Here is a 26,669-nt window from a genome sequence, read left to right as displayed (position 1 = left end):
GTTCGCAGGTCCACGGAACGGGGGGCGCATGACGTCCGGGTACGACACGGCTCCGCCCGCGCGGGCCCGCGCGGGCGGCGTCCGAGGTCACCTGGAGCCCGTGGCGAGGCCGCTGGCCTGGGCGATGCTCTCCCGCGCGCTCGCGGTGCCGCTGATCCTGGGCCTGGTCGTCTTCCTGCCCGCGGTGGTCGCGGCGCAGCCGGGGACGGGCGCCCGGGACGTCGTGTTCTGGCTGCAACTGGTCCTGACGTGTTACGCGGGTGCCCGGCTGGCGACGATGATCCTCTCCACCCGGCGCCGGCTGCTCCAGGGCGTCTTCTGGATGTTCGTGTACATCGCGATGGGTGTGGCGCCGTTGGCGCAGGCGGTCATCGGGAAGACCCCGACTCCGCTGGTGGGGCCCCGTTCGGACCTGGTGACGGCCACCGCGATGATCCTGGTGGGGTGTTCGGCGTTCGACCTGGGCGCCCTGCTGGCCTCCCGCCGTCCGCTGCGGCGCCGCTCGGCCGGCACTCGGTCACGGCGCGGACGTCCGGCGGTCGCGAGCCGTACGCGGCTGCGGCTGCTGTTGCTGGTGGCGTTCGCGGCGAGCGGCTACTACGTGGTGAAGCTCGGCGGCCCGGCGATCTTCTTCACCAGCCGTCAGGAGATCAGCGCGTCCGTGGCCGAGAGCGGGGTCGCCTCGGAAGGGTCGAACGTCGGCTCGGCGTTCCTGAAGGGCTTCGGCACGGTACCGGCGCTGCTGGCCCTGCTCTTCTGGACGCGCCGTCTGGTGACCTCGCGCCGGGCCCGGCGCTCGCCGTCGACGGTGCTGGCGTGGTCCGCACTGGTCCTGCTCAACCTGGTCGTCAACAACCCCATCTCGAACGCGCGTTACTGGTTCCTGACGGTCCTGGTGTCGCTGCTGTTCACCGCGTTCCCGAGCAGTGCGGCGGTGTACCGCACGGTGCTGGCGATGGGGGTGGTCGGCGCGCTGGTGCTCTTCCCGTACGCGGACCGGTTCCGGTACGACGACGGCGGCTACCGGCCGGTGCAGTCGGCCTCGGCTTTCGAGCCGCTGGCGACGAAGGACTACGACCAGACGGTCATGTTCGCCAACACCATCGCCTGGGTGGACACCCGGGGCCACACGTACGGCCGCCAGCTCGCGGGTTCCGCGTTCTTCTTCGTACCGCGCGCGGCCTGGAGCGGGAAGCCCGAGGACACCGGGGTCCGGGTGGGGCAGTGGATGGGGATGAACATGACCAACCTCTCGGCCCCGCTGTGGACCGAGTTCTGGGTGGACTTCGGCCCGGCCGGGATGGTGGCGGGTCTCGCGCTGATCGGTTACCTCGCCGCGCGCACCGACCGGAGGTACGCCGTAGCGGTCACCCGGGCCGGGCCGGGACCGGGCAGCGTGCTCGCCGTAGCGGCGCCGCTGGTGGCGGGTTACACCTTCATCCTGCTGCGCGGTCCGCTCCTCCAGTCGGTGGGGAAGCTCGCCATCGCGGCGCTCTGCCTGGCGTTCGTCACGACGTTCACGGAGCGGAGCGAGCAGCGGTCGCGCTGACGGTCTTGGTACCGGCTCCGCCGGCGCTCCGCAGCCTGGCGACCCGGGTCCAGGTGGCGACGGCCTTGCAGACGGAGCCCAGGCAGAGCCCCCAGGCGGCGCCGGTGACTCCGGCGGCCACGTACCCGGTGATCAGGAAGACGACGGCGGCGAGCGAGAACACCACCTGGATGGAGAGCGTGGTGCGGGGGTCGAGCATCCGCAGCGCGAGGAGCCCGCAGGTGCCGAAGGCCATCGCCGCGTACTGGCTGCCGGTCGCGGGCAACAGGGCGGCGGCGGACGGCCAGGTGTCGCCGAGGAGCTGGCCGCCGATCCGGTCGGGGAGCAGCGCGAGGACGGTGGCCCAGAGCGCGGCGGTCGCGGCGAGCACCCCGGCGAGCGCGGCGGTGGCCCGTGTCCGGCGGCTTTCGTCGCCGATCCGGGAGAGCAGCGGCGGCCCGAAGCTGGTGGCGGAGGTGAACAGGACGTTGAGCGGTCCGAAGAGGGTGGTCGCGCCACGCAGGGCGCCCACCACGAGCGGGCTGCCGACCGCGCCGAGGCCGAGCACGGAGAGCTGGCTGGTGGCGTTGCCGACCCCGAACTCCACGACGAACCGCTGCCCGAGGTGACCGCGCCGCAGGTAGGGCCGCAGTTCGGTGTGCGCTCCGGCGGTACGGCTTCGCAGCAGGACGGCGGAGAGCAGCAGCGCGGGGAGGGCGGACAGCCCCCAGGCGGCGACCAGCCGGGCCGCCCCGGCTCCGTGGCTCTGCGCCCCGAGGGCGCCCAGGACGCAGGTGAGACGGAGCAGGTCGGCGGTGAGGGCGAGGTGCGGGAGCTGGAGCGTGGAGAAGGCGTACCGCATGGCGTCCTGGCCGAGGACGACCGGCAGCACGAGTCCGAGCGCCAGGAGGGCGCGGGAGGTGTCGCCGGGCACGAGCAGGGCTCCCCCGGCGAGGAGGGCGCCGAGCACGGCCGCCGCGAGCACGGCGAAGGCGACGGCGGAGCGGCAGGCGTTCCGGGCCGCCTCGCCGCCCCGGGTGAGGACGAGCGGCTGGCCCGTGTACGCGCCGAAGACGCCGAGCAGCACGGTGAAGACGAGGTAGACGGCGGAGAACCGGGCGAAGTCGGCGACGCTGGAGAGCCGGGCCGCCGCGACCAGCACCAGGATGTTGGTGAGGGCGGCCACCCCCTGGTCGGCGACGGAACTGACGACCGCGCCGCGGGCTCTCACCGGCGCGTGGGCGGCACGGTGAAGGTGCGCAGCCCCATCGTCTGGGCCGGGTCGCCGGTGATCTCCGGCCGGCCGTCCTCTTCCGGCTCCGGTCCCCGACCGCCGCCACCACCGTCGTCCCGGCGTCCGGCGGACTTCTGGTGCTTCCGGCGTTCCTTGCGCGCCCGCCGGGTGTGTCCGGGGTGGAGGAGCACCCCGAGCAGGTGGCCGCCGGCCGCGCCGACGACCTCGCGGATGCGCTCCAGGTCGCTGCGGTGGACCTCGCGGGGGTCGCAGACGATCATGACGCCGCCGACCCGGTCCAGGAGGGCGACGGCGTCGGCGTACGAGAGGACGGGCGGGGCCAGCACGACGACGACGGCTCCGGGCGCGTCCGCTTCGGCGACGATCCGTCCGACCGGCGCCGAGGTGAGGGCGCGGGGGACGTTGTCGACCGGGGCGCCCGCCACCAGGGCGAAGGCGCCGGAGCCCGGCACGTCGACGTTGGTACGGCTTCCGGCGGGCCAGCCGCGCTTGTCGTCCGATGCCCATCGGGGCCGGGGCTCGCTGACCGCCGGGCCGAGGTCGCGGGCGAGGGAGGGGGTCCGCAGGTCCGCCTCGATCAGGAGGACGTCGCGGCCCATCTCGGCGAAGGCGGCGGCGACGTTGGCCGCCGCCGCGGCGGCGGCCGTGTTGTCCCCGCGGGGGGCGGTGACCAGGAGTCTGCGGTTCTCGGCGAAGGCGGGGTCGTAGGCGAGCCGGAACGCCACGGCGCGGTACTCCTCGGCGAGCCTGCTGCCGCCGCGCCCGATGGCGAGCAGGGCCGTGGCGGCGGCGCGTTCCTTGGGAAGGGTGCCGAGCAGTGGTGCGCCGAGCGAGCGGACCAGCTCGTGGGTGGAGCGTACGGTCGGGTCGAAGACGAGGCGGACCCAGGAGAGCAGCAGCCCGAGGGCGAGTCCGACGACTCCGCCGAGGCCGAGCAGGAGCGGGAGGCCCGCGCCGGTGGGCTTGACGGGTGCCACGGGCTTCTTGGTGAGGTAGCCGGGAGTGGCGTCGAGCGCCTTCAACTCGGAGATCTTCTGGCTGAGTCCGGAGATGGAGACGATGAGGTTCGCGCGGGCGCTGGTGATGTCGTCCGCGGTGGCGGAGCCGATCTGCTCCTCCAGCTGGTCGCGCTTCTCCTCCAGCGGTTTGAGCTGGGCGCGGTAGCCGTTCGCCATGTTCTCGATGCTGTCCTCGGTCAGCTGCTTCCGGTTGGCGAGGTAGGCGGTGGCGAGGGCTTCGGCGCGGGCGCGCGCCTCCTCGGGGGTGCTGCCCGTGTAGGTGAAACGGAGGGTGAGGGTGTTCGGCGGGTTGGTGACCTGGAGTCCCGCGAGCAGGTCGCGGGAGGAGACCTTGTCGCCGTGCGCGGCGAGGGTGCGGGCGGCGAGGGTGCCGACGGTGTCGCTGACCGCGGTCTGGCGTTCGGAGCCGATGTTGATGCCCTTGTCGGCGGAGGCGCCGGTGGCGAAGGGGTCGGCGGTCGCCGTGCGGACCAGTACCTCACCGGTGGCCGCGTAGGTGTCCTCGCCCGCGACGGCGAGGTAGCCGCCGCCGAGGAGTCCGACGAGCACCCCGGCGGCCAGCAGCCCCCGATAGCGCAGCAGTTGGCGGAACTGGTCACGCAGCAGCGCCGGTTCGTCCTGGTCGTCCAGGGCCCGGATCGGATGGGTCATCGGCGTGCGCTCCCTCGTGCGTTCCCTCGGGCGTTGTGGAGTGCTTCGGCGAGCAGGTCGTCGAAGCGGGCGAGCCCCGCCTCGCGGCTGAGGTGCTGTGCGACGTAGGCGGCTCCGCTCGCGCCGAGCCGGCCGGCCGCCGTGTGGTCGGCGGCCAGCTCGCGTACGGCGGCGAGCAGGGCGGCCGGGTCCTCGGGCCGCACCAGAACTCCGGCGCCCGAGCGGCGCACCTCCTCGGCGGTGCCGCCGCCCTCGGCGACGGAGGCGACGACGGGCCGTCCGGAGACGAAGTAGGAGGTGAGTTTGGAGGGGACGCTCATGTCGAGGACGGAGGCGCGCTGGGTGATGGCGAGGACGTCGGCGGCGGCGAGGACGTCGGTGAAGTCCTCGGCCCGGGCGGGCGGCAGGAAGTCGAGGTTGGCGAGCCCGGCGGCCCGGGCGCCCAGCGCCTCGCGCTGGTTGCCGTCGCCCATCAGGACGACCCGGACGTCGGGCGCCAGCCGGGCGAGGTCGACGAGCACGTCGAGGCCCTGCTTGAGCCCCATGTTCCCCGAGTGGAGCAGCACGGGAGTGTCCGGTCGCCAGCCCAGGCGGGCGCGGGTGGCCGCCCTGTCGGCCGTGGGCCCTTGCACATGGGTCCAGTTGGGAACGGTGCGGATGCGGGCGGGGTCGACGCCGAGGGCCGTCACACCGGGCACGAAGCTCTCGTGGATGACGCCGACCAGGGCCGCGTCGCGCAGCGCGTACCGCTCGGCGGCAGCGGCGGCGGACGCCGCTCGGCCGCCGCCCCGGATGCCGCTCTGGGCGGCGGCGGCACCCATCAGGTCCTGGACCACGGGGATGTACGGAACGCCGTGGCGGCGGGCGATCCGGGCGCCGACGACACCGCCGGCGAGGCTCGGCATCTGGGCGACGACGGCGTCCGGGCGGCCGGGCGGCGGGGCGAGCAGCCCGTGGCCGAGGACGGTGAGTTCGAAGAGCCCTCGGCGCAGGGCGGTCTGCCGGGGCGGTACGTAGTGCCGTCGACGGTGGACGTGGACTCCCCCGCGGCGCTCCGTGGTGCGCCAGACGCCCCGGTACTCCTCGTCGGTCCGCCAGGACGGGTAGTGCGGCATCCCGGTGAGCACGTCGGCGCGGGCGGTGGTGGCCGCCCAGTGTTCGGCGAGCTGGGTGGCGTACGGGCCGATGCCCGTCAGCTCCGGCGCGTAGTTGGTCGAGACCACCAGGATCCGGCGGTCGTGCAGCGGCGTACGTGGTGCGGCAGCGGACATCGGACGATCGCCTTCCCCCCGGAACGGCCCCCTGCTCCCGAAGGGAACAGCCCCGAGCCGAGCTTATCCGTTCACGGGTTGCACAAGTGTTCTTCACAGTAAGGTCGTTGGAATCATCAGCACATGACGTTCACCGTGGGGGGAGAGAACGGATGGTGCAGCACAGGGTGGGTTACGCGCCGGGCGTGTACGACCTGTTCCACGTGGGTCACCTCAACATCCTTCGTCATGCCCGCAGTCAGTGCGACTACCTGGTGGCGGGGGTCGTCTCCGACGAGATGGCCGAGCTCGCCAAGGGCCACCGGCCGGTGATACCGCTGCCGGAGCGGCTGGAGATCGTCCGCAGCATCCGTCACGTGGACGCCGCCTTCGTGGAGACCGCGCCGGAGAAGATCGACACCTGGCAGCAGGTCCGCTTCGACGTGATCTTCAAGGGCGACGACTGGCGGGGTACGGAGAAGGGGAAGAAGCTCGAACGCGACTTCGCCGAGGTCGGCGTCGAGGTCGTCTACTTCCCGTACACCGTGCACACGTCCAGCACGCAGCTGAGCAAGGCGCTCGACGTGCTCACCGCCCGGCCCGGAGCGCTCTCAGCTCCCTGAACCACTTGGCCAGGAAGGCCACCAGGAACAGCGCGTGCACCACGGCGAGCGCCGCGTACCCGGCCAGGAAGGCCGTGGGCGCACCGAGCAGCAGGAAGACCAGGCAGAACACCCCGTAGTCGGCGGGGAGCAGCGCGACGGCGCGTACCCGGGAGACCGGCCCGGCGGGGGCGGCGGTCCCGGGGTCCGCGCGCTGGGCCGCCTTGCCCAGCTGCTCGCGGAGCAGTCCGGCACAGAAGGTCAGGACGGCGACGAAGAGGAAGCCGAGGGGCAGCAACAGCCAGGTGTCGGAGCGCTGTTCGCCGATGCGGTAGGAGCCCGCACGGTAGAGGGAGATCAGCACCGCCGTGTGGACCAGGATCATCTTGGCGCAGTCCACCACGTGATCGAGCCACTCCCCGTCCGGGCCTCCGCGTCCGGTGAGCCGGGCGAGCTGGCCGTCCGCGGAGTCGAAGGCGAAGCCCACCACCAGTCCGGCCCACACCAGCACCCCGAGCGCCCACGAGGGTCCGGCGAGCACGACCGCGGCGAGCGAACCGAAGGTGAACAGGGCGCTCACCAATGTGACTTGATTGGGCGTCAGGCCAATCCGGAAGGACGCCGCCGCGAGCACCCGGCCGGCGGGTCTGTTCACGTACCGTGAGTAGAGCGAGACGCCCTTGGCCGTCTTCTGTGCCCCGCGCAACTCGCGCAGCACCGTACCCGTGCTTCCCATACGCCCCCCAGCGTCCGGCGGTTGCCCCGCATCATGGCACGCTTCCGTTTCCGGGCATACGGTGCCGAGCGGTACGGCCCGCGCGACAGCCGGGGTGCGCGAGGTTCAGCGTTCTTCGGTGAGTTGATCGTCCAGGTCGTCGAAGAGCAGGTCGCCGTGGTCGATCTGGCCGGTCCGGTACGCGGATCGGGCCACCAGGTGCGCCGCCACCGGGCCGGTCATCATCTGGAAGAAGAGGATCAGGGCGAGGGTCGCGAGATCCATCCCGCTGCGCAGCCGCATCGCCACCCCGATGAGCACCAGCAGGATGCCGAGGGTCTGGGGTTTGGTCGCCGCGTGGCTGCGGGAGAGGACGTCGGGCAGCCGGAGCATGCCGAAGGTGCCGAGCAGGCAGGTGGCCGCGCCGAGCAGGACGGCGACGGCCCCGGCGGTGTCGACGACGGTGAGCCAGGTGGTCATGGTCCGGTCTCCTTCGTGCCGGTGGGGCGCCCGGGCCGGGGGCGCGGGCGCGGCCGGTCGCGGACCGCGATGAAGCGGGCGATACCGACGGACCCGGTGAAGCCGAGGAACGCCAGCACCAGCATGATCGGGAAGTAGAAGGTGTCGCGGACCAGCGCCGCGCGGGCCCCGAGACCGGCGATGATCAGGGCCGCGCAGACGTCGAGCGAGAGCGCGCGGTCGAGCATCGAGGGCCCGCGCCAGATGCGCGCGAGCAGCAGCAGCCCGGCGACGACGATCGTCGCGACCGCCACGTACAGCAGCCAGCGGTCGACGTTCTCGGTCGTGCTCATGCGGGGGTACTCCCGGTCCGCGGATGGGGTGGCGGCGGCTCGGCGACCCGGGCGATCTCGTCCCGGGTCCCGAAGGCCCGTACGGTCAGGGCTTCCATCCGCCACACCGAGCGCCGGGCCGCGTCGAGTTCGGCGGGCCGGTCGGCGTCGAGCACGTGCAGGAAGACGGTTGCGGTGGAGCGGCGCACCTCGACGATGGCGCCGCCCGGCACGTTGGAGACGGCGACGGCGGTGGCGGTGAGCATCAGGTCGCTCCGGCAGCGCAGCGGCACCGCGATGACGGCGGCCCGGTGCGGGCGGTCGGCGAGGATCTGCCCGGCCACCTTCACCCCGGAGGTGAACATGTCGTACAGCAGATAGCCGACGAGCCGCAGAATGCCCCAGGGGTGCAGCCGCAGCCCGAGATCGACCCGGGGCAGCGGGAAGGCGAGACAGACGGCCACCGCGACGACCACCCCGATGAGGACGTTGGCCCAGGTCAGGGTGGACCAGAGCATCACCCAGATCAGGGTGAGCCAGGCGATGAGCGGCAGGTCGAGCACCCGGCGCCCGCTCCTGCCCAGGGTGAAGGCGAGCGGCGGCATTCCGGGCCCGCGCGGGAGTCGGCGGCTCACCGGCCGAGCACCTCCTCGATGTAGGGCGTGCGCCGCAGGAGTTCGGCGGCGGCCCGGTCGGTGTAGGTGGTCAGTGGTCCGGCGAAGACGGTGAAGGCGAGGCTGATCGCGACCCCGGCGGCGGTGGCCGCGACCATGGTGCGCGGCAGCCGGGTCGTGGTGGTGATGGCGCGTCCGTGCAGGGTGGCGGCGAAGGCGCGTCCGGCCGGTCCGGGCAGGTGGCTCACGGGCTCGTCGCCCGTGCCGGGCATACGGTCCGGTCCCTCGTCGGCGTCGGCGGCATCGTCGTCCTCGTCGGAGTCGGCCTCCAGCACGGTGCCGTCGAGCGCCTGTCCGGGCGGTGCGTCGCGCCAGAACGCCAGGTTCCAGACCTTGGCCATCACGTACAGCGTGAGCAGGCTGGTCGCCGTGGACCCGGCCACCAGGAGCCAGGCCCAGACGCTGCCGTCGGCCACACCGGCGCGCATCAGGCCGAGCTTGCCGATGAAGCCGGAGAACGGCGGGATGCCCGCCATGTTGAGGGCCGGGACGAGGTAGAGGACGGCGAGCAGCGGGGCGGCGCGGGCGAGGCCGCCGGTCCGGGTGAGTTCGGTGGTGCCGCCCCGGCGTTCCATCAGCCCGGCGACGAGGAAGAGCGTGGTCTGCACGGTGATGTGGTGGGTGACGTAGACGATCGCGCCGCCGTACGCCTGGCGGGTGGCGAGGCCGATCCCGAAGATCATGTAGCCGATGTGGCTGATCAGGGTGAAGGAGAACAGCCGCTTGAGGTCGGTCTGCGCGACGGCGCCGAGGATGCCGACGATCATCGAGGCGAGGGCGAGGGCCATCAGCAGGTCGCCGACCCGGTTGCCGGGGAAGAGCAGCGTCTCGGTGCGCAGCATGCTGTAGACGCCGACCTTGGTGAGCAGGCCGGCGAAGACGGCGGTGACGGGCGCGGGCGCGGTGGGGTAGGAGTCGGGGAGCCAGGCGCCGAGCGGAAAGACGGCGGCCTTGATGGCGAAGACCGTCAGCAGCATGGCCTGGATCAACGTCTGGACCCCGAGCGGCAGTTCTGGCATCCGTTGGGCGAGCTGGGCGAAGTTGGCGGTACCGGCCGCCGCGTACGTCATGGCGATGGCGGTGAGGAAGAGCATCGAGGAGAAGAGGGAGATGATCACGTACGTGGAGCCGGCCCGGACGCGGGGCCCGGTGCCGCCGAGGGTGAGCAGCACGAAGCTGGCGACGAGCATGATCTCGAAGCCGACGTACAGGTTGACCAGGTCTCCGGCGAGGAAGGTGCAGGAGACTCCGGCGACGAGGATGAGGTAGGCGGGGTGGAAGACGGCGACGGGCGTCTCCTCGTCGCGGTCGGCCATGCCCTGCCCGAGGGAGTAGACGAGCACGCAGAGGGTGACGGCGGAGGAGACGGTCAGCATCAGGGCGGAGAGCCGGTCGGCGACCAGGGTGATGCCGAGCGGCGGGGGGAAGTCCCCGAGGTCGACGGAGAGCGGGCCGTTCGACTGGGTGGCGGCCATGAGTCCGGCGGAGAGCCCGAGGACGAGCGTGAGTACGGCGACACTGATGAAGCGCTGGAAGCGCTTGAGGCGGGTGCCGAAGGCGAGGCTGAGTCCGGTGGCGCAGAGCGGCAGCAGCACCGGCAGCGGGACGAGGGCGTTCATCCGGCGTCTCCTGGGTGGTGGTCTCCTGGGTGGTCGTCTCCCGGGCGGGGGCGGTGCGAGGGGTCGTCCGGGGACGGGCGGGCGCCGGCGGCTTCCGCGTAGTCCTCCGGGTCGGCGCCGAGCACGTCGTGCCAGAGATCGCCGGTGGCGTCCCGGCCCCGGGCCTGGAGGGCGCGGTCGGCGCGCAGCCGGTGGCGCAGGCGGCGGCGTTCGTCCAGGTAGCGGGCGCGCTCCTCGCTGGTGGGGGCGTCTCCCGTCCGGTACTCCTCGATGAGCTGGGCGCGTTCGCCCCGGACCTCGGCGCGCAGTGCGATGCGCCGGTCCTCCAGGTCGTCGTGGACCTCGTCGGTGCCGGTCAGCTGGTGGCTGCGGTAGGCCATGGCGAGCAGGAACGCGGTGGTGGCGAGGGTGATGACGATCGCGGTGAGGGCGATGGCCTGCGGCAGCGGGTCGGTGACCTCGCGCAGCGGTACGCCGTAGAGCAGGGGCGCGGCGCCCGCCGAGCCGGTGCCGGCCAGCACGAGGAGGTTGATGCCGTTGCCGACGATCACCGCGCCCAGCAGGATGCGGGTCAGCGGCCGGGTGAGCATGAGGATGCCGCCGACCGCGCAGAGTACGACGGCCGTGGCGAGCAGCGCGGCGCTGACGGTCACCGGGCACCGCCTCCCGCCTCGGTGGGGCCCTGGTGCCGCAGGGCGGCGGCGCGTTCGATCTGCCGGTCGATCTTCGCTCCCAGCGCGCGGACGAGGTCGAGGACGACGCCGAGGACCAGCAGGTAGACCCCGCAGTCGAAGAGGACCGACGTGCCGAGGTGGTAGTCACCGAGGACCGGCAGGTGGCCGTGGTAGGTCCAGGCGTGCAGCACCGTGCCGTCGATCAGGCCGAGCAGGGCGATGCCGGTGGAGAGGAACAGGCCCAGTCCCGTGATGAGTCCGGGGGGCAGCGGCGCCGCCTCGGCGAGTTCGAACCGACCGCCCGCCAGGTAGCGGGTGATGAGGGCGACGGAGCCGACCATCCCGGCGACGAACCCGCCGCCCGGCATGTTCTCCGCGCAGAAGAGCAGGTAGACGGAGAGCACCAGAACCGGGTGGAACAGCAGCCGGGCCACCACCTCGAAGACGAGCGAGCGGTGTTCGGGGGCGAGGGTGGAGGTCGCGGCGAGCCAGTCGCGTTCGGGAGCGCCCTCGTCGCCCTTCGGGAGCCCGGTGAGGTCCTGGCGGTCGCGGGAGAGCGACCAGGCGGTGCCGTGCGCCGGGGCGGCGGTGAGTGTCGGGAGGCCGGCCGGTGCGGTGGCGCCGGGCGTGGTCCGGCCGGTGGGCCCGTCGCCGGGGGCGGGCGGTTCGCTCCTGCGGTGCAGGTAGATCAGGCTGGTCACGCCCACGGCGGCGGCGGCCAGCACCGCCGACTCGCCCATGGTGTCCCAGGCCCGCAGGTCCACCAGGATGGTGGCGACGACGTCCTTGAGGCCGTGGCTCGCGGCCTCCTCCACCATCGCCGCGCCGGCCGGTTCGGCGGTGCGGGCGGCGGCGGAGACCCAGACGGCGACTCCGAAGGTGGCGGCCGCCGCGAGGGCGACGGGAATGCGGACGGCCCGCCGCCAGGAGCTGACGGTCTCCTGGAAGTGCACCGGCATCCGGCGCAGCACCAGCACGAACACGATCATCGAGACGGTCTCGACGCAGAACTGGGTCAGCGCGAGGTCCGGGGCTCCCTGGACGACGAAGAGCAGCGCGGTGCCGTAGCCGGTGAGCCCGGCCAGCACGACGGCCTTCATCCGGCGGCTCACGGTGAGGCAGAGCAGGGCCGCGGCGCTGGTGAGCACGGCCAGCGCGCCCTGGAGGGGGGAGTCCCAGAGCCGTGGGGCGACCGCGTCGTCCCACGGGCGGTCGGTGATGAGTACGGCGAGCTGTCCGGCGATCAGGACGAGCAGGGTGGTGGCGAGGTAGACGGAGAGCGAACCGCGTTGCACCAGGCCGGTGATCTGGAGGGCGAGGCGTTCCAGGCCGAGCAGGAGGTGGCCGAAGACGCTGTCGGCGGTGGGCCAGGCGACGCGCCGGGAGAACGTTCGGACGGGGGTGCGGGCGGCGAAGATCACGATGCCGCCCGCCCAGGCGACGGCGGAGAGCAGCAGCGCGGTGCCGAAGCCGTGCCAGAGCGCGAGGTGGTAGGGGTACGCGGTGGCGGGGAACTCGTCGGCGTACCGGCTGAACAGGTGCTCCGTCCAGCCGATCCCCGGTCCGAGCACGAGCCCGGTGACGGCGAGCACGGCGGGCGGGGCGAGGAAGGCGGCGGAGACCCGGTGGACGGGGGTGTCGGCGACGCCGGGCTTGCGGAGGAAGGCGCCCCAGACGAACCGGAGGGTGTACGCGGTGGTGAGCGCGGCACCCGCCACGCTGGCCGCGAGGGTCCAGAGGTCGGCGGTGTCCCCGTGCAGGAGTGCCTCGAACGCGGCTTCCTTGGCGGCGAATCCGAGCATCGGGGGCAGTGCGGCCATGGAGACCGCGGCGAGCACGCCGACGGCGCACACGTACGGCAGGGAGCGGCCGACGCCGGAGAGACGGCGCAGGTCGCGGGTGCCGGTGGCGTGGTCGACGATGCCGATGACGAGGAAGAGCGGGGCCTTGAACAGGGCGTGCGCCAGGATCATCACGGCGGCGGCGAGCGCGGTGTCACGGTTGCCGTCCCCGGCCAGCAGGGTGAGGAAGCCGAGCTGGCTCACCGTGCCGTAGGCCAGTACGAGTTTGAGGTCGTGCAGGCGCAGCGCGCGCCAGCCGCCGAGCAGCATGGTGGCGGCGCCGAGCACGAGGACAACCGGGCGCCACAGCGGCACGTCGGCGAAGGCGGGGGCGAGCCGGGCCACCAGGTAGACGCCGGCCTTCACCATCGCGGCGGCGTGCAGATAGGCGCTGACCGGGGACGGGGCGGCCATGGCGTTGGGCAGCCAGAGGGAGAACGGCCAGATCGCCGACTTGGACAGCGCGCCCGTCAGGACCAGTGCGACGGCGACCTGGACGGCGACGGAGGCGGTGGGAGGGTGGTCGACGATCTCCGAGATCCGGTACGTGCCGGCCGCGTGTCCGATGATCAGGAACCCGACCAGCATGGCGAGTCCGCCGAAGGTGGTGACGGTGAGGGCCTGGAGGGCCGATCTGCGGTTCTGCTTCTTCTCGCTGGTGTGCCCGATCAGCAGGTAGGAGAAGACGGTGGTCAGTTCCCAGAAGACGTAGAGCGTGATCAGGTCGTCGGCGAGGACGAGGGCGAGCATCGCACCGGCGAAGGCCAGCAGGTTCCCGGCGAACCGGGCCAGTTGGGGTGTGTCGTCGGTGAAGTACGAGGCGCAGTACAGCAGCACGAGGGTGCCGACCCCCGCGGCGAGCAGCACCATCAGTTCGCCGAGGGCGTCCAGGCGCAGGTCGACGGAGACGTCGTACGCCGGAATCCAGTCCCAGGACCACTCGTCGGGCCGTCCGTCGGCGGCGCCCGTCCACATCGTGAAGGCCCAGACCGTGGTGGCGGCCGGGGGGAGCGCGAGCACGGTGAACGCGCGGCTGCCCAGCCGGTGCACCAGGGGACCGGCACAGGCCGCCAGCGCGAAGTGGCAGAGGACGAGCGCGATCACAGCGGGACGTCCGGGAAATATGGCACTGAGTACAGATATATCCCCCGGCGGCGTTCACCCGTCCGGCACGCCGCACGGGACGCGGCGGCACCTCATGACCACCCGGGCGGTCCCGGTACGCGCCTTTGGCGGCGCCTAGAGGTGTGGGGAATACGTGGGACCGGTGTTGTTCATGTGAGCCCACTTTCTCTTCATTTTTTCACTGTGCCTAGTATCTATGTGTCGAAGTTCTCAACGGAATTGACGGTTCGTGAGTCCGTCACCCACGTCAAGGAGCATGCCCTGCGCACGCGCGCGTCTCGGCGCACCGACTCGACCCCCATGTCGCTGCGGACAGCCCTGCTCATCCTGGCCATCGTCCCCGGCGTCGCCCTCGCGGCCCTCTGGGCGGTCACCAGTGGTCAGACCCTGCTCGACTTCCAGCGGCAGGCAGCCCAGGGGCAGTTGGCCCAGAAGGCCGGCCAGCCGTCCAACATCGTGTACTTCAACCTGCAGGAGGAACGGCGGCTCAGCGCAGAGGCGCTGGCCGATCCCGATGCTTCCAAGGAGGCTCTCCAGCGCCAGCGAAAGCTCACCGACAAGGCGATCGAGACCTTCCAGTCGGTCTCCGACATCTCCGCCGACAGCGCCCCCGCCAAGGTGCGCGAGGCCGTCGGCAAGGCCCGTGAGTCGATCAACCAGCTCCCCGCTCAACGGACGTTGGTCGACCAGGGCGACGACGAGCAGCAGGCGGTGGTCTACGGCTACTACACCGACCTCATCGACGTCGACCTCCAGCTCTTCGCCGCCCTCAGCCAGGTGGACAACGGCGAGGTGACCACCGCGTCCGCACCGCTGGTCGACCTCTTCTGGGTCAAGGAGATGGCGTCCCGCTCGGACGCGCTGCTGGCCCGCGGCTGGTCCGACGGCAAGCTCAGCACCGCGGACCTCGCGCAGCTGCGCGAGGAGATCACCGGCCAGTCCTTCCAGTACTCCACCAAGGTGCTTCCCAACCTCCCCGCCGACGAGCGGGCGATGTGGAACAAGATGGCCGAGGGCGAGGCATGGAAGACGAAGACGAAGCTGGAGGCGCAGATCCTCGCGCCCCGCGACGCCGACTCCAAGGGGTACGTCAGGATCGTCGCCTCACAGAAGTCCTGGCGTTCGACGATGGACGAGGTCACGCCCCAGCTGGTGGCCCTGCTCCAGCACCGCACCGAACTGGTGGTCTCGATCGGCAAGGACAGCATCGTGTCCCTGCTGGTCAAGATGGTGATCACCACCGTGGTCGGTCTGCTCGCCGTGGTCGCGGTCATCCTCACCACCTGGCGCCTCACGCGTAACCTGCGCCGCCGCATCAAGCGTCTCCAGGACCGCGCGGAAGAGCTGGAACGCACCCTTCCGGACGTCGTCGAACGGCTCGGCCAGGGTGAGAAGATCGATGTCGAGGCCGAGGCCCGCGCCATCGAGTCCGACCGCAAGGACAAGTCCGGCGACGAGCTCACCCAGCTCGGCGACGCGCTCAACCTCGCCCGCACCAGCGCGCTCGCCGCCGCCGTCAAACAGGCCGACCAGCACCGCGGGTTCGAGCGCCTCCTCCAGCGCATCGCCCGGCGCACCCAGCAGCTCATCGGCCAGCAGCTCAAGAAGCTGGACGAGCTGGAGCGCAAGCACGAGGACCCCGAGGTGCTCGACGGCCTCTTCGACCTGGACCACCTCACCGCGCGTCTGCGCCGGTACGAGGAGAACCTGGTCATCCTGGCCGGCGGCGCCCCGCACCGGCGCTGGCGCAAGCCGGTCCCGCTGCTGGACGTCATGCGCTCCGCCCAGGGCGAGGTGCAGGACTACCAGCGGGTGGTGCTCGACCTCGACGGGACGCCCTGGCTGTCCGAGCGGGCCGTCGGTCCCGTCTCGCACGTACTGGCCGAACTGATCGAGAACGCGCTGGCGTTCTCCCGGCCGCCGAGCCCGGTGGAGGTCCGTGCCGCCAAGGTGAGCCGCGGTCTGGCCATCGAGGTCGAGGACCGCGGTCTCGGCATGGAGGAGAGCCAACTGGCGGAAGCCAACGAGCTGATGAGCCGGCCGCCCCGGATGGACGTACTCGCCCACTCCGAGGACATCCGGCTCGGCCTCCACGTGATCTCCCGCCTCGCCCACCAGCACGACCTGCGGGTGGAGTTCCGTTCGTCGGCGTTCGGCGGCACCCGTGTCGTCGTACTCGTTCCCGACGAGCTCACGGTCACCCACCCGACCGGGCGCACGGTGGCAGCCGTCCCCGCCGCCGCGGTCCCCGCGCCGGAGCCCGTGCGTGAGGAGGCCCCCGCCTCCACCGGCGTACTGCCGTCCCGGGTCCAGGGCAGGGCACTGGCCGGGGTCACCGCACTGGTCGACCACGCCGCCGGCCGCTCCCAGCGGTCCGCCGAGCCGGAACCCTCCGGGGAACGGCCCCCCGCCGCCGCGGACGCGGACCGACCGGTCGCCTCCGGTACGTACACGGTCCAGGAAACCCCGTACCCCGCCCCCGCGGAGCCGTACGGGAACGAGGTGTACGCCGAGACCTCCTACGCCCCCGCGCAGGAGTCGTACGACACCGCCGACCAGGCGTACGGGGCCCCCGCGGACCCCTACGCGCCCGGCGACCAGGGCTACACCTCCCAGGAGCGGCCGTACATGACGGCAGCCGGGCAGTACCCGGTGCCGGACCACGGCTTCCCGGGGCAGGACGCGCCGGCGGGTGCGTACCCGGAGCCGGAGCACTCCTACCAGGAGCCGGCGTACGGGGACCCGTCGTACGGAGAGCCGGCGTACCAGGAGCCCTACCAGGAACAGCCGTACCCCGGCGGTTTCCCGGGCCCCGACGCGAACACCTCGCCCTACGGGAACCACGCGCACAGCGGTGAGCGGCAGCCCGAGGTCTCCGGCCATCCCGCGCTCCCGCCCGGCCAGGACGCCCCCGCCCCCGGTTCGGAGCCCCCGCTCCCCCGCCGGGTCCGTCAGGCCAGCCTGGTCGACGAACTGCGGGTCGACCCCGCGGCCGGTCGTCCGGCCGCCGCCCCCAGGACGCCGAGCTGGGACGAGAACCCGCTGCTCCGGCCCGCTCCCCGGCGTGCCGGTGCCGCCATCGGAGCGTTCCAGCGGCGGTCGCGCGAGGCGCGCTCGGCCGACGGGGCGCCCGCGCGGACGACCCCTCCCCCATCGCCCCTCAACCCGAGAGAAGAACGGTCATGACACGCACAACGGCCACGCTCCAGGATCTCGACTGGTTGCTCGACGGCTTGGTGGACTCGGTGGCCGAGACCGTCAACGCCGTGCTGCTGTCCGACGACGGACTGGTCGTGAGTCACTCCCGGACCATCGACAGGTCCGACGCCGAACGGCTCGCCGCGATCTGCACCGGGCAGCAGAGCCTCGCCCGGGGCGTCGGCCAGCTCTTCCGGGGCGGCACGGTCCACCAGGTCATCGTGGAGCTGGCCGACCTCTGGCTCTTCATCATCACCGCCGGCCAGGGCACCCACCTCGCCGTCGTCGCCTCCCAGGAAGTGGATGCCGAGGTGATGTCCCTGGCGATGCACAACCTGGTCCAGCAGGTCGGCCAGAAGCTCACCGCGCCCGTGCGCGGCGAGTTCGACGCCTTCGGCACCGGGGACGGGCAGCGGGTGTGACGCCCTACTGGGACGACGACGAGACCGACGCCTATGAGGACGACGGTGCGGGCACCATGGTGCGCCCGTACACGATCACCCGGGGCCGGACCGCTCCCGAGCGGGACGACTTCACCCTCATCACCGTGCTGACGACCGTGCACGAGATGCGCGACGAGCACGGTGCACCACTGCGGCCGGGCCGGCTCCAGCCGGAACACCGCATGATCCTCGACCGCTGCACCCACCCGGCAGCGGTCGCGGAGGTGTCCGCCGATCTCGACCTGCCGATCTCGGTGACCAAGATCCTGCTGGCGGACTTGGTCTCCCAGGGCCTGCTGCTGGCCCGCGCCCCGCTCTCGGTGGCACGGGCCTCCGGCGGGGCCGACATGGGCATGCTGGCCGCCGTACGTGACGGACTCCGGAGACTCTGAGCAAGATGACAACCCCTCAAACGGCGCCCAGCGCCGTCAAGATACTCATCGCCGGCGGCTTCGGCGTCGGCAAGACCACCCTGGTGGGCGCGGTCAGCGAGGTCGCCCCGCTGCGCACCGAGGAGTTCCTGACCAAGGCCAGCATCGGCGTGGACGATCTGGCCGGTGTCGGCCAGAAGAGCACCACGACGGTCGCGCTGGACTTCGGCCGCATCACGGTCAGCCCGGAGCTGGTGGTCTACCTGTTCGGCACGCCCGGACAGGAGCGCTTCTGGTTCATGTGGAACGACCTGGTCAACGGGGCGCTCGGCGGTGTCGTCATCGCCGACACCCGACGGCTGGACACCAGCTTCGCCTCGATCGACTTCTTCGAGAGCCGGGACATCCCGTTCGTGGTGGCGATCAACTGCTTCCACGGTCACAACACCCGCAGCGCCGCGGAGATCCGCGCGGCTCTCGACCTGGACCCGCACGTCCCGCTCCTCGTCGGTGACGTCCGTGAACGGTCCTTCGGCCGCGACGTGCTGCTGGCGCTGGTCGACCACCTGATGGCCCTGCCGGCCGCGGTCGGCTGACCACCGCGCCTCCCGTGCCCTCCCCGCACTCCTTAACCTCCCGGGAAAGAGAACAGACATGGCAACACCCCTGCGCGTACTGATCCACGGCGGCGGAATCGGCGGACTCACCCTGGCCACCGCGCTCGCCCTGCGCGGTCACACCGTCCGGGTCGCCGAACTGCGCGACGGCGTCGAGGCTCTCGGCGTCGGCATCATCCAGCCGTCCAACGCCCTCCACGTCATGCGGGAGATCGGGACGCTGGACGCCTGCCTCGAAGCCGGCTTCGAGTGGGAGATCCTCACCATCTGCGACCCGTCCGGCGCCCCGCTGGCCAAGATCCCGCAGCCGCGCATGGACGACGCCCCCTCGAACAACGGCATACCCCGGCCCGAGCTGGCCCGGATTCTCGCCGAGGCCGCGACGGCCGCGGGCGCGGCGGTCTCCTACGGCACGACGATCACCGAGCTGTCCGACGACGGCGCCGGGGTCGACGTGAGCCTGTCGGACGGTTCGTCCGCCCGCTGGGACCTGGTCGTCGGCTTCGACGGCATCGGCTCGCCGCTGCGAGGCCGCCTGTACGGCGACACGTACACCCCCGAGTACACCGGCTTCGCCAACTGGCGGGTCACCGTGCCGCGCCGGCCCGAGGTCCAGGGCGTCGTGATGAGCGCGGGCAACGAAGCCGCCAAGGCGCTGCTCACCCCGATCACCGACGAGCTGATGTACCTGGGCGCCGTCTTCGGCGAGGAGCCGGACTTCCGGCCGGACCCGGAGCGGGCGCACGAGGAGCTGGCGGAGCGGCTCACCGCCTTCGGCGGGCCGGTGGCCGAGGCGCTGAAGCACGTCACCGACCCGGCGGCCGTGGTGTACTCCCGGATCTCCCAGGTGACCGTCGAGGAGCCCTGGCACGTCGGCCGGGTCGTGCTCGCCGGTGACGCCGCGCACGCGTCGGCGCCGCAGCTGGCTCAGGGCGCGGCGATGGCCGTGGAGGACGCCTTGGTGCTCGCCCAGTCGCTGGACGCCGAGGAGGACGTCGCGACGGCGCTCGCGTCGTGGGAGGCCCGGCGCCGGCCCCGCGCGATGTTCGTGCAGAGCCTGTCGCGGGCGGTCCTCAAGCAGGAGACCGGCAGCCCGACGACGCCCGAGGAGGACGAGCTCCTGAAGATCGGCATCCCGGGCGCCGCCCACGTGCTCGTCAAGCCGTACTGACCGGCCCGCCCCACCCGGCACTGCCCCGACGGGGCCCGCACGTCCGCGAGGACGTCCGGGCCCCGTCCCGCGTGCGGGCCCGCACGGGGTGGGTACGGGCACCACCCGGTGCCGCGTAGAGTGACTGTCCTCACAGCCACAGGTCGGGCGGTTCGTGAGAGTGTGGCCCGAAAGTCCTTTTCATACCGGTCGGGCGACTCCTGTACGCAGACGTCCCGATCCGTAGGTTGGAACACGGAAGCATCCCGGTGCGGACGTCCGCAGCACGACGGCCCCGCTGTCGCAGGACGGCTTCCGCACAAGGAATCCCGCGACCCGAACGGAATCCGTCTTGCCTCCCGTCGACCCCGCACCCGCCTCCTGGCGCATCGAGTTGCCGCACACGACGGCGGCCGTACCGATCGCCCGCGCCCTCGTCCGTTCGGCCCTCACCGACATCGAGGCGCCCACGGACAGTGACACCGCCGAGCTGCTCACCGCCGAGCTGGTCACGAACGCCGTCGAGCACACCGACAGCCACGAGCCCATCGAGCTGGTCGTGGAGCTGCTGCCGACCGGTTGCCAGGTGGAGGTCCACGACCGCGACCCCGAGCCGCCCGGCGGGCTGACCGCCCCGGGCCCGGACACCATGCCGGACCCCTGGCAGGAGTACGGGCGCGGACTGCTGCTGATCCGCACTCTCAGCTCCGCCTGCGGTCACCGCACCACGGAACACGGCAAGGCGGTCTGGTTCACGCTGCCGGTGGTGCCTGCCCAGGCGGGTCCGACTCCTCGGAGCTGACCAGGCGCGAGCGGCTCCGGCCGTAGAAGGAGTACAGCAGGGAGCCCGCGACCAGGAAGGCCGCGAACTCGACCCAGGCCTCCCAGCCCGTCCCGTACATCAGGTAGAGGCAGAACGCGACGCCCAGGACGGGGCTGACCGGGTAGAGGGGCACCCGGAAGGAGCGCTTCAGCCCGGGGGCGCGGCGGCGCAGCTGGATGACGGCGAGGTTGACGACGGCCATCGCCCCCAGCGTCCCGATGGTCGTCAGGTTCACCACCGCGTCGAGCGAGGAGAAGGCGGCCGGGACGGCGAAGACGGCGGCGACGATCCAGGTGTTGGCGACCGGGGTGTGGGTCTTCGGCGAGACCCGTTCGAAGATCCTCGGCACCAGTCCGTCCCGGGCCATCGACATCAGGATGCGGGTCTGGCCGTACATCACGGCCAGCACCACGGAGGCGATGGCGACGACCGCGCCGAACGCGACGATGCCGCCACCCACGGTGGATTCGGTGACCTGGTTGACCACGGCCGACAGCGCGGCAGGCGTGTCCGCGACCTCGTCCGGGCCGAGCGCGCCGATGGCGGCGACGGCGACCGCGCAGTAGAGCAGAGTGACCAGGCCGAGGCAGATCATGATCGCGACGGGGATGTTGCGCCGGGGGTTCTTGACCTCCTCACCGGCGGTGGTGATCGCGTCGAAGCCGATGTACGAGAAGAAGGCCAGCGAGGCACCGGAGGTGATCCCGGAGATGCCGCTGCCCGCGAACGGCGTCAGGTTGTCATGACGGTACGCGGTGAAGGCGATGGCGCAGAACGCGACCAGGATGCCGATCTTGAGCACCACCATCGCGGCGGTCGCGCTCGCGCTCTCCCGGACTCCGCGTACCAGCAGCGCCGCGGCCATGGCGATCACCAGGACGGCCGGCAGGTTGACGACACCACCGTCGGCGGGGCCGCCGGAGAGGGCTTCGGGCAGCTGCACCCCGAAGAGGCTGTGGAGCAGTTCGTTGACGTACTGGCTCCAGCCCACCGCGACCGCGGAGACCGAGACGCCGTACTCCAGCAGCAGGCAGCCGCCGACGAGGAACGCGGTGCGCTCGCCGAAGGTGGCGTAGGCGAAGGAGTACGAGCTGCCGGAGACGGGGATCGCACCGCCGAGCTCGGCGAAGGAGAACGCGGTGAAGATGCAGGTGATCGCCGCCAGCACGAAGGAGATCACCACCGCCGGACCGGCCTCCGAGACGCTGTCCGACAGCCCGACGAAGATGCCGGTGCCGACGACCGCGCCGACGCCGAAGCAGACGAGCTGGAACAGGCCCATGGTGCGCTTGAGGCCGTGCCCCTCCAGGTCCGCGCCGGATTCGGCGAGCAGCTGTTCGGGGCTCTTGCGGCGCGGGCCAGAGGTGGGTGGGCCCGGCCGGATCGTGCGCTGCGCGCTCATGCGGCGTTTCTCTTCTCTGGTGGTGCGGTGGGGGGACTGGCCTCGTCCGGCGGATCGGGGCCGGGCGCGGCTCGCCGTGGGGGGCGGGTGCCGTACATGGCAATGGGGCCCGAGCCTGCAAGCCCGGACCCCAACGAGACGGACCATGGTAGCCGCCGAAGCGCATGTTCACCCAATTGGGCGCATCACCATACAGAGAGGACGAGGACGCGGAAACCGGCCGCGCCCGTCGTGCGGGGGCGTACCGCTCAGACGCCCGCGAGCGTCGCGACAAGAACCGCCTTGATGGTGTGCATCCGGTTCTCCGCCTCGTCGAAGACGACCGAGTGGGCGGACTCGAAGACCTCGTCGGTGACCTCCAGCTCGGTCAGGCCGTGCACGGCGTGGATGTCCCGGCCGACCGCGGTGCCGAGGTCGTGGAACGCGGGCAGGCAGTGCAGGAACTTCACCCCGGGGTTTCCGGTGGCGCGCAGCACGTCCATGGTCACGGAGTACGGGGCGAGGGCGGCGATGCGCTCGGTCCAGACCTCCTTGGGCTCTCCCATGGAGACCCAGACGTCGGTGGCGACGAAGTCGGCGCCGGCCACACCCTCGGCGACGTTCTCGGTGAGGGTGACCTTCGCGCCGCTGCCGGCCGCCAGCTCCCGGGCCCGCGCCACGATGTCCGCGTCCGGCCAGTACGCCTCGGGGGCCACGATCCGCACGTCCAGGCCGAGGAGCGCGCCGGTGATCAGGTAGGAGTTGCCCATGTTGAAGCGGGCGTCGCCGAGGTAGGCGAAGGCGAAGCCGTCCTCACGGATGTCCTTGGCACAGTGCTCGACCATGGTGAGGACGTCGGCCAGCATCTGGGTGGGGTGCCAGTCGTCGGTGAGGCCGTTGAAGACCGGGACGCCCGCGTTGGCGGCGAGCTCCTCGACCGCGTGCTGACTGTCGCCCCGGTACTCGATCCCGTCGAACATCCGGCCGAGCACCCGGGCCGTGTCCCGTACGGACTCCTTGTGCCCCATCTGCGAGCCGGAGGGGTCCAGGTAGGTGGTGGAAGCGCCTTGGTCCGCGGCGGCCACCTCGAAGGCGCAGCGGGTACGGGTCGAGGTCTTCTCGAAGATCAGCGCGATGTTCTTGCCCTGCAGCCGCCGCACCTCGTTCCCCGACTTCTTGGCCGCCTTCAGCTCCGCGGCCAGCTCGACCAGCCCGAGGAACTCCTCGGCGGTGAAGTCGAGCTCCTTGAGGAAGTGACGGCCTGCGAGGTCTATGGCCATGGTTCTTGCTCCTGGGTCGGACGGGGATCTGCGGCGTACCGTAACTCTGGAAGTGTATACGAGGCAATGCATCGCTATACAGAGCTGTCGGCCGACTCGGTCCTTCGCCGGAACGCCGGACGCGGGTGCCGGGTGAACACCGTCTACACCGGATCGCGTACGACCGGGCAGCTCATGCAGCGGGGGCCGCCGCGGCCGCGCCCCAGTTCGCTGCCCGGGATCTCCAGCACCTCGATGCCCTGCTTGCGCAGATGGGTGTTGGTGGTGGCGTTGCGCTCGTAGGCGACGACCACCCCGGGCTCGATGGCCAGGACGTTGCAGCCGTCGTCCCACTGCTCGCGCTCCGCCGCGTGGACGTCCTGGGTGGCGGTGAGGACCCGGATCGCGTCCAGGCCGAGCGCGGCGGCGATCGCCCGGTGCATGTGTTCCGGCGGATGGTCGGTGACCTTGAGTTCGCGGGGCCCGTCGCCCGGCTCGATGGTGTACGACCGGAGCATGCCGAGCCCGGCGTACTGCGTGAAGGTGTCGCCGTCGACCATCGTCATCACGGTGTCCAGGTGCATGAACGCCCGCCGCTTCGGCATGTCCAGCGCCACGATCGTGTGCGCGGACCCGGCGTCGAAGAGCCCGCGCGCCAGCATCTCGACCGCCTGCGGGGTGGTGCGTTCGCTCATCCCGACGAGTACCGCGCCCCGGCCGATCACCAGCACGTCCCCGCCCTCGATGGTCGACGGGTAGTCGTGCTGCCCCTGCGACCAGTGGTGGAAGGCGCCCGCCTCGGGTCCGGTGAACAGCGGGTGGTGGCGGTAGATCGCCTCGAAGTGGACGGTCTCGCGCTGCCGGGCGGGCCAGCGCATCGCGTTGATCGACACACCGTCGTAGATCCAGGCCGAGGTGTCCCGGGTGAAGAGGTGGTTGGGCAGCGGGCCGAGCAGGAAGTCGTCCGGTTCCATGACGTGGAAGCGGACCGAGACCGGCTCGGCGTGCCGGTCCAGGAACTCCCGCTTGGTCATCCCGCCGACCAGCGCCTCGGCGAGTTCCGCCGGGGTCAGCTCCTCGAAGGCCGCCCGCAGGTGCTCGGTGGCCAGCGGTCCGTACTCCTTCTCGTCGAAGACCCGGTCCAGCACCAGCCGGCGGGCCACCGGGACGGCCAGGGCCTCCCGGAGCAGGTCCCCGAAGAGGTGGACCTCGACGCCCCGGTCACGCAGCAGGTCCGCGAAGCCGTCGTGCTCCTGCCGGGCGCGGCGCACCCAGAGCACGTCGTCGAAGAGGAGCGCGTCCTTGTTGCTCGGGGTGAGCCGCTTCAGTTCCAGATCGGGGCGGTGCAGGATGACGCGGCGCAGCCGCCCGGCCTCGGAGTCGACATGGAATCCCATGTCCTCATCCTCACCGGGCGGCACCCGCTTCACCCCGCGAACCGGCCGCCGATCGCGGGGCGTGCGTCACAGCGGAACGCCGTCGCGGGACGGCCCTGCGATCACAGCCGGGGGTCGACCGGCTCCGACTCCAGGGCGAGGACGGCGAAGACCGCCTCGTGGACCCGCCAGAGCGGCTCGCCCCCGGCCAGCCGGTCGAGTGCCTCAAGACCGAGCGCGTACTCCCGGAGCGCCAGCGACCGCTTGTGGCCGAGGAAGCGGGAGCGCAGCCGTTCCAGGTTCTCCGGGCGGGTGTACTCGGGGCCGTAGATGATCCGCAGGTACTCCCGGCCGCGCACCTTGATGCCCGGCTGCACGAGCCGGCCCTTGCCGTCCCGTACGAGAGCGCCGAGCGGCTTGACGACCATGCCCTCACCGCCGCTGCCGGTCATCTCCAGCCACCAGTCGACGCCCGCGCGGACGGACGCCTCGTCGCCGGTGTCGACGACCAGCCGACGGGTGACCTGGAGCAGGCCGGTCGGGTCGTGCTCGACCAGCCGGTCGAGCCACCCGAGCTGCGCGTCGTGCGGTTCCGCTGCGAGCGAGCGCCCGCGCACGGCGAGGACCTGGAACGGCGCGAACCGTACTCCGTCCAGCCCCTCGGTGCTCCAGCAGTAGCGCCGGTACGCCTCGGTGAACGCGGCGGCGTCCCCGGCGCGCTCGCGCTGGCGTCCGGCGAGAGCGGCCACCTCGACGCCCCGGCCCGCCGCCGCCTCCAGCGCGGCGAGGGCCGGCGGGAGGGCGGCACCGGCGGCGGCGCCCACGGCGGCGTACTGCGAGCGCAGCAGTCCGCCCGCCTTCAGCGACCACGGCAGGAGCTCCGCGTCGAGCAGGACCCAGTCGGTGTCCCACTCCTCCCACAGTCCCGCGGCGGTGACGGCGGCCCTGATCCGGCCGAGGAGCGTCTCGGTGAGCTCGGTGTCGTCCAGGAACGGCCGCCCGGTACGGGTGTGGAGGGCGCCGGTCGGCCCGTCGGTGCCGAAGCGCTCACGGGCGGCGTCGGCGTCCCGGCAGACCAGGGCGACGGCGCGCGAACCCATGTGCTTCTCCTCGCACACGACCGTGGTGACACCGTCCGCCCGGTACTGGGCGAACGCCTCGGCCGGGTGCTCCAGGTACCCCTCCTCGTGCGAGGTGGCGGTCGGCGCCATGGTCGGCGGGAGGTACGGCAGCAGCCGGGGGTCGACCGCGAACCGGCTCATCACTTCGAGCGCGGCGGCGGCGTTCTCCTCGCGCACCGAGATCCGGCCCATGTGACGGGTCTCCACGATCCGTCGGCCGTGGACGTCCCCGAGGTCGAGCGGGCGGCCCTCCCTGCCTCCCGGCGCCTCCGAGGCCAGCGGCTTGACCGGCTCGTACCAGACCTTCTCGGCGGGTACGTCGACGATCTCGCGCTCCGGCCAGCGCAGTGCGGTCAGCTTTCCGCCGAAGACCGCCCCGGTGTCCAGGCAGAGGGTGTTGTTGACCCAGGAGGCCGTGGGGACCGGGGTGTGGCCGTAGACGACCGCCGCACGGCCCCGGTAGTCCTCGGCCCACGGATAGCGCACGGGCAGGCCGAACTCGTCGGTCTCACCGGTGGTGTCGCCGTACAGGGCGTGCGAGCGGACCCGGCCGGAGGTGCGGCCGTGGTACTTCTCGGGCAGCCCCGCGTGGCACACCACCAGGTCGCCGCCGTCCAGGACGTAGTGGCTGACCAGACCCGCGACGAACTCCGCCACCCGCTCGCGGAACGCGGGATCCGTCTCGTCCTCGCGTTCCAGCTGCTCGATGGTCTCGGCCAGACCGTGGCTGTGCTGGACCTTGCGGCCCTTGAGGTAGCGGCCGAGCTTGTTCTCGTGGTTGCCGGGCACGCAGAGCGCGTCGCCCGAGGCGACCATGGACATCACCCGGCGCAGCACGCCGGGGCTGTCCGGTCCCCGGTCGACCAGGTCGCCGACGAAGACCGCCGTACGCCCCTCGGGGTGCGTGCCGTCCTCATAACCGAGCTGGGCGAGCAGGGACTCCAGCTCGCCGAGGCAGCCGTGGATGTCACCGATGATGTCGAAGGGGCCGGTGAGGTGGCGCAGGTCGTTGTAGCGGCGCTCGCGCTCGACGACCGCCCGGTCGGTCTCCTCCTCGGAGTGCAGCACGTGCACCTTGCGGAAGCCCTCGCGCTCCAGCCCGCGCAGCGAACGGCGCAGCTCGCGCCGGTGGCGCTGGACGACGTGGCGCGGCATGTCCGACCGGTCGGGCCGCTTCGCGTTGCGC

At 72.0% G+C, this 26,669-nt stretch carries 22 protein-coding genes; 8 read left to right on the top strand and 14 right to left on the bottom strand.

All coding sequences use genetic code 11. The annotated features are described in order from the left end of the window. The first annotated feature begins 28 nt into the window (after positions 1-28). On the top strand, positions 29-1,549 hold the full coding sequence (locus ACWD3D_RS06500; protein WP_451459791.1) for a hypothetical protein: 1,521 nt from the start codon (positions 29-31) through the stop codon (positions 1,547-1,549). On the opposite strand, the gene ACWD3D_RS06495 is transcribed toward ACWD3D_RS06500, so the two are convergent. The 3 genes from ACWD3D_RS06495 to ACWD3D_RS06485 are packed head-to-tail and all read right to left on the bottom strand — an operon-like array spanning position 1,518 to position 5,724. Further along, entirely contained in the window at positions 1,518-2,759 is a 1,242-nt protein-coding gene (locus ACWD3D_RS06495; protein WP_451459790.1) for a hypothetical protein, read from the bottom strand. The two genes, ACWD3D_RS06500 and ACWD3D_RS06495, sit on opposite strands and share 32 nt — an antisense overlap. Beyond that, positions 2,756-4,453 carry a lipopolysaccharide biosynthesis protein gene (locus ACWD3D_RS06490; RefSeq protein ID WP_451459789.1) on the bottom strand — a complete coding sequence of 566 codons (1,698 nt, stop codon included), beginning with the start codon at positions 4,451-4,453 and terminating at the stop codon, positions 2,756-2,758. Before ACWD3D_RS06490 ends, ACWD3D_RS06495 begins: the two co-directional genes overlap by 4 nt. Next, positions 4,450-5,724: a glycosyltransferase gene (locus ACWD3D_RS06485; RefSeq protein WP_451459788.1), complete on the bottom strand. Its 1,275-nt coding sequence runs from the start codon at positions 5,722-5,724 to the stop codon at positions 4,450-4,452. The genes ACWD3D_RS06490 and ACWD3D_RS06485 overlap by 4 nt, the downstream gene beginning before the upstream one ends. 152 nt (positions 5,725-5,876) lie before the next feature. Here ACWD3D_RS06485 and ACWD3D_RS06480 point away from each other — a divergent pair, with 152 nt between their 5' ends. After that, entirely contained in the window at positions 5,877-6,326 is a 450-nt protein-coding gene (locus ACWD3D_RS06480; RefSeq protein WP_451459787.1) for an adenylyltransferase/cytidyltransferase family protein, read from the top strand. Here ACWD3D_RS06480 and ACWD3D_RS06475 read toward each other — a convergent pair. The 7 genes from ACWD3D_RS06475 to ACWD3D_RS06445 all read right to left on the bottom strand — a co-directional run bounded on the left by ACWD3D_RS06475 (position 6,292) and on the right by ACWD3D_RS06445 (position 13,723). Then, positions 6,292-7,041: a CDP-alcohol phosphatidyltransferase family protein gene (locus tag ACWD3D_RS06475; protein WP_451459786.1), complete on the bottom strand. Its 750-nt coding sequence runs from the start codon at positions 7,039-7,041 to the stop codon at positions 6,292-6,294. The genes ACWD3D_RS06480 and ACWD3D_RS06475 overlap by 35 nt on opposite strands. 105 nt (positions 7,042-7,146) lie before the next feature. Next, positions 7,147-7,500: a monovalent cation/H(+) antiporter subunit G gene (gene mnhG, locus ACWD3D_RS06470; RefSeq protein ID WP_451459785.1), complete on the bottom strand. Its 354-nt coding sequence runs from the start codon at positions 7,498-7,500 to the stop codon at positions 7,147-7,149. Further along, entirely contained in the window at positions 7,497-7,832 is a 336-nt protein-coding gene (locus ACWD3D_RS06465; protein ID WP_451459784.1) for a monovalent cation/H+ antiporter complex subunit F, read from the bottom strand. Before ACWD3D_RS06465 ends, mnhG begins: the two co-directional genes overlap by 4 nt. Next, positions 7,829-8,416, bottom strand: coding sequence for a Na+/H+ antiporter subunit E (locus ACWD3D_RS06460; protein WP_451459801.1), 588 nt, complete (start codon positions 8,414-8,416; stop codon positions 7,829-7,831). Before ACWD3D_RS06460 ends, ACWD3D_RS06465 begins: the two co-directional genes overlap by 4 nt. Before the next feature lie 26 nt (positions 8,417-8,442). Next, positions 8,443-10,104 (bottom strand): Na+/H+ antiporter subunit D, encoded by a 1,662-nt coding sequence (locus ACWD3D_RS06455; protein WP_451459783.1) that lies wholly within the window; start codon positions 10,102-10,104, stop codon positions 8,443-8,445. After that, a complete protein-coding gene (locus ACWD3D_RS06450) occupies positions 10,101-10,757 on the bottom strand; it encodes a Na(+)/H(+) antiporter subunit C (protein ID WP_451459782.1) in 657 nt (218 codons plus the stop codon). The genes ACWD3D_RS06455 and ACWD3D_RS06450 overlap by 4 nt, the downstream gene beginning before the upstream one ends. Beyond that, on the bottom strand, positions 10,754-13,723 hold the full coding sequence (locus tag ACWD3D_RS06445; RefSeq protein ID WP_451459781.1) for a Na+/H+ antiporter subunit A: 2,970 nt from the start codon (positions 13,721-13,723) through the stop codon (positions 10,754-10,756). Before ACWD3D_RS06445 ends, ACWD3D_RS06450 begins: the two co-directional genes overlap by 4 nt. A gap of 321 nt (positions 13,724-14,044) precedes the next feature. On the opposite strand from ACWD3D_RS06445, the gene ACWD3D_RS06440 reads away from it, so the two are divergent. From ACWD3D_RS06440 to ACWD3D_RS06415, 6 genes are all read left to right on the top strand, one after another. After that, positions 14,045-16,930 carry a nitrate- and nitrite sensing domain-containing protein gene (locus ACWD3D_RS06440; protein WP_451459780.1) on the top strand — a complete coding sequence of 962 codons (2,886 nt, stop codon included), beginning with the start codon at positions 14,045-14,047 and terminating at the stop codon, positions 16,928-16,930. Then, complete coding sequence (locus ACWD3D_RS06435) at positions 16,927-17,364, top strand: roadblock/LC7 domain-containing protein (RefSeq protein ID WP_266710071.1); 438 nt, start codon at positions 16,927-16,929, stop codon at positions 17,362-17,364. Before ACWD3D_RS06440 ends, ACWD3D_RS06435 begins: the two co-directional genes overlap by 4 nt. Continuing rightward, a complete protein-coding gene (locus tag ACWD3D_RS06430; protein WP_451459779.1) occupies positions 17,361-17,777 on the top strand; it encodes a DUF742 domain-containing protein in 417 nt (138 codons plus the stop codon). Before ACWD3D_RS06435 ends, ACWD3D_RS06430 begins: the two co-directional genes overlap by 4 nt. 5 nt (positions 17,778-17,782) lie before the next feature. After that, positions 17,783-18,352 carry a GTP-binding protein gene (locus ACWD3D_RS06425; protein ID WP_266710069.1) on the top strand — a complete coding sequence of 190 codons (570 nt, stop codon included), beginning with the start codon at positions 17,783-17,785 and terminating at the stop codon, positions 18,350-18,352. Positions 18,353-18,410: 58 nt separating this feature from the next. Further along, a complete protein-coding gene (locus tag ACWD3D_RS06420; RefSeq protein ID WP_451459778.1) occupies positions 18,411-19,544 on the top strand; it encodes an FAD-dependent monooxygenase in 1,134 nt (377 codons plus the stop codon). Between the two features lie 331 nt (positions 19,545-19,875). After that, positions 19,876-20,325: an ATP-binding protein gene (locus tag ACWD3D_RS06415; RefSeq protein ID WP_451459777.1), complete on the top strand. Its 450-nt coding sequence runs from the start codon at positions 19,876-19,878 to the stop codon at positions 20,323-20,325. On the opposite strand, the gene ACWD3D_RS06410 is transcribed toward ACWD3D_RS06415, so the two are convergent. From ACWD3D_RS06410 to ACWD3D_RS06395, 4 genes are all read right to left on the bottom strand, one after another. After that, positions 20,276-21,748, bottom strand: a complete 1,473-nt coding sequence (locus ACWD3D_RS06410) for an APC family permease (RefSeq protein ID WP_451459776.1) — start codon at positions 21,746-21,748, stop codon at positions 20,276-20,278. The genes ACWD3D_RS06415 and ACWD3D_RS06410 overlap by 50 nt on opposite strands. Positions 21,749-21,996: 248 nt before the next feature. Further along, positions 21,997-23,007 carry an ornithine carbamoyltransferase gene (gene argF, locus ACWD3D_RS06405; protein WP_451459775.1) on the bottom strand — a complete coding sequence of 337 codons (1,011 nt, stop codon included), beginning with the start codon at positions 23,005-23,007 and terminating at the stop codon, positions 21,997-21,999. Positions 23,008-23,150: 143 nt separating this feature from the next. Then, on the bottom strand, positions 23,151-24,383 hold the full coding sequence (locus ACWD3D_RS06400; protein ID WP_451459774.1) for an arginine deiminase: 1,233 nt from the start codon (positions 24,381-24,383) through the stop codon (positions 23,151-23,153). Positions 24,384-24,484: 101 nt separating this feature from the next. Next, positions 24,485-26,669 (bottom strand): polynucleotide kinase-phosphatase (locus ACWD3D_RS06395; protein WP_451459773.1); only part of this gene is annotated, 2,185 nt, incomplete at its 5' end.

This window comes from Streptomyces sp. NPDC002690, from assembly GCF_053592415.1.
This window is presented reverse-complemented; position numbering and strand designations above follow the sequence as displayed.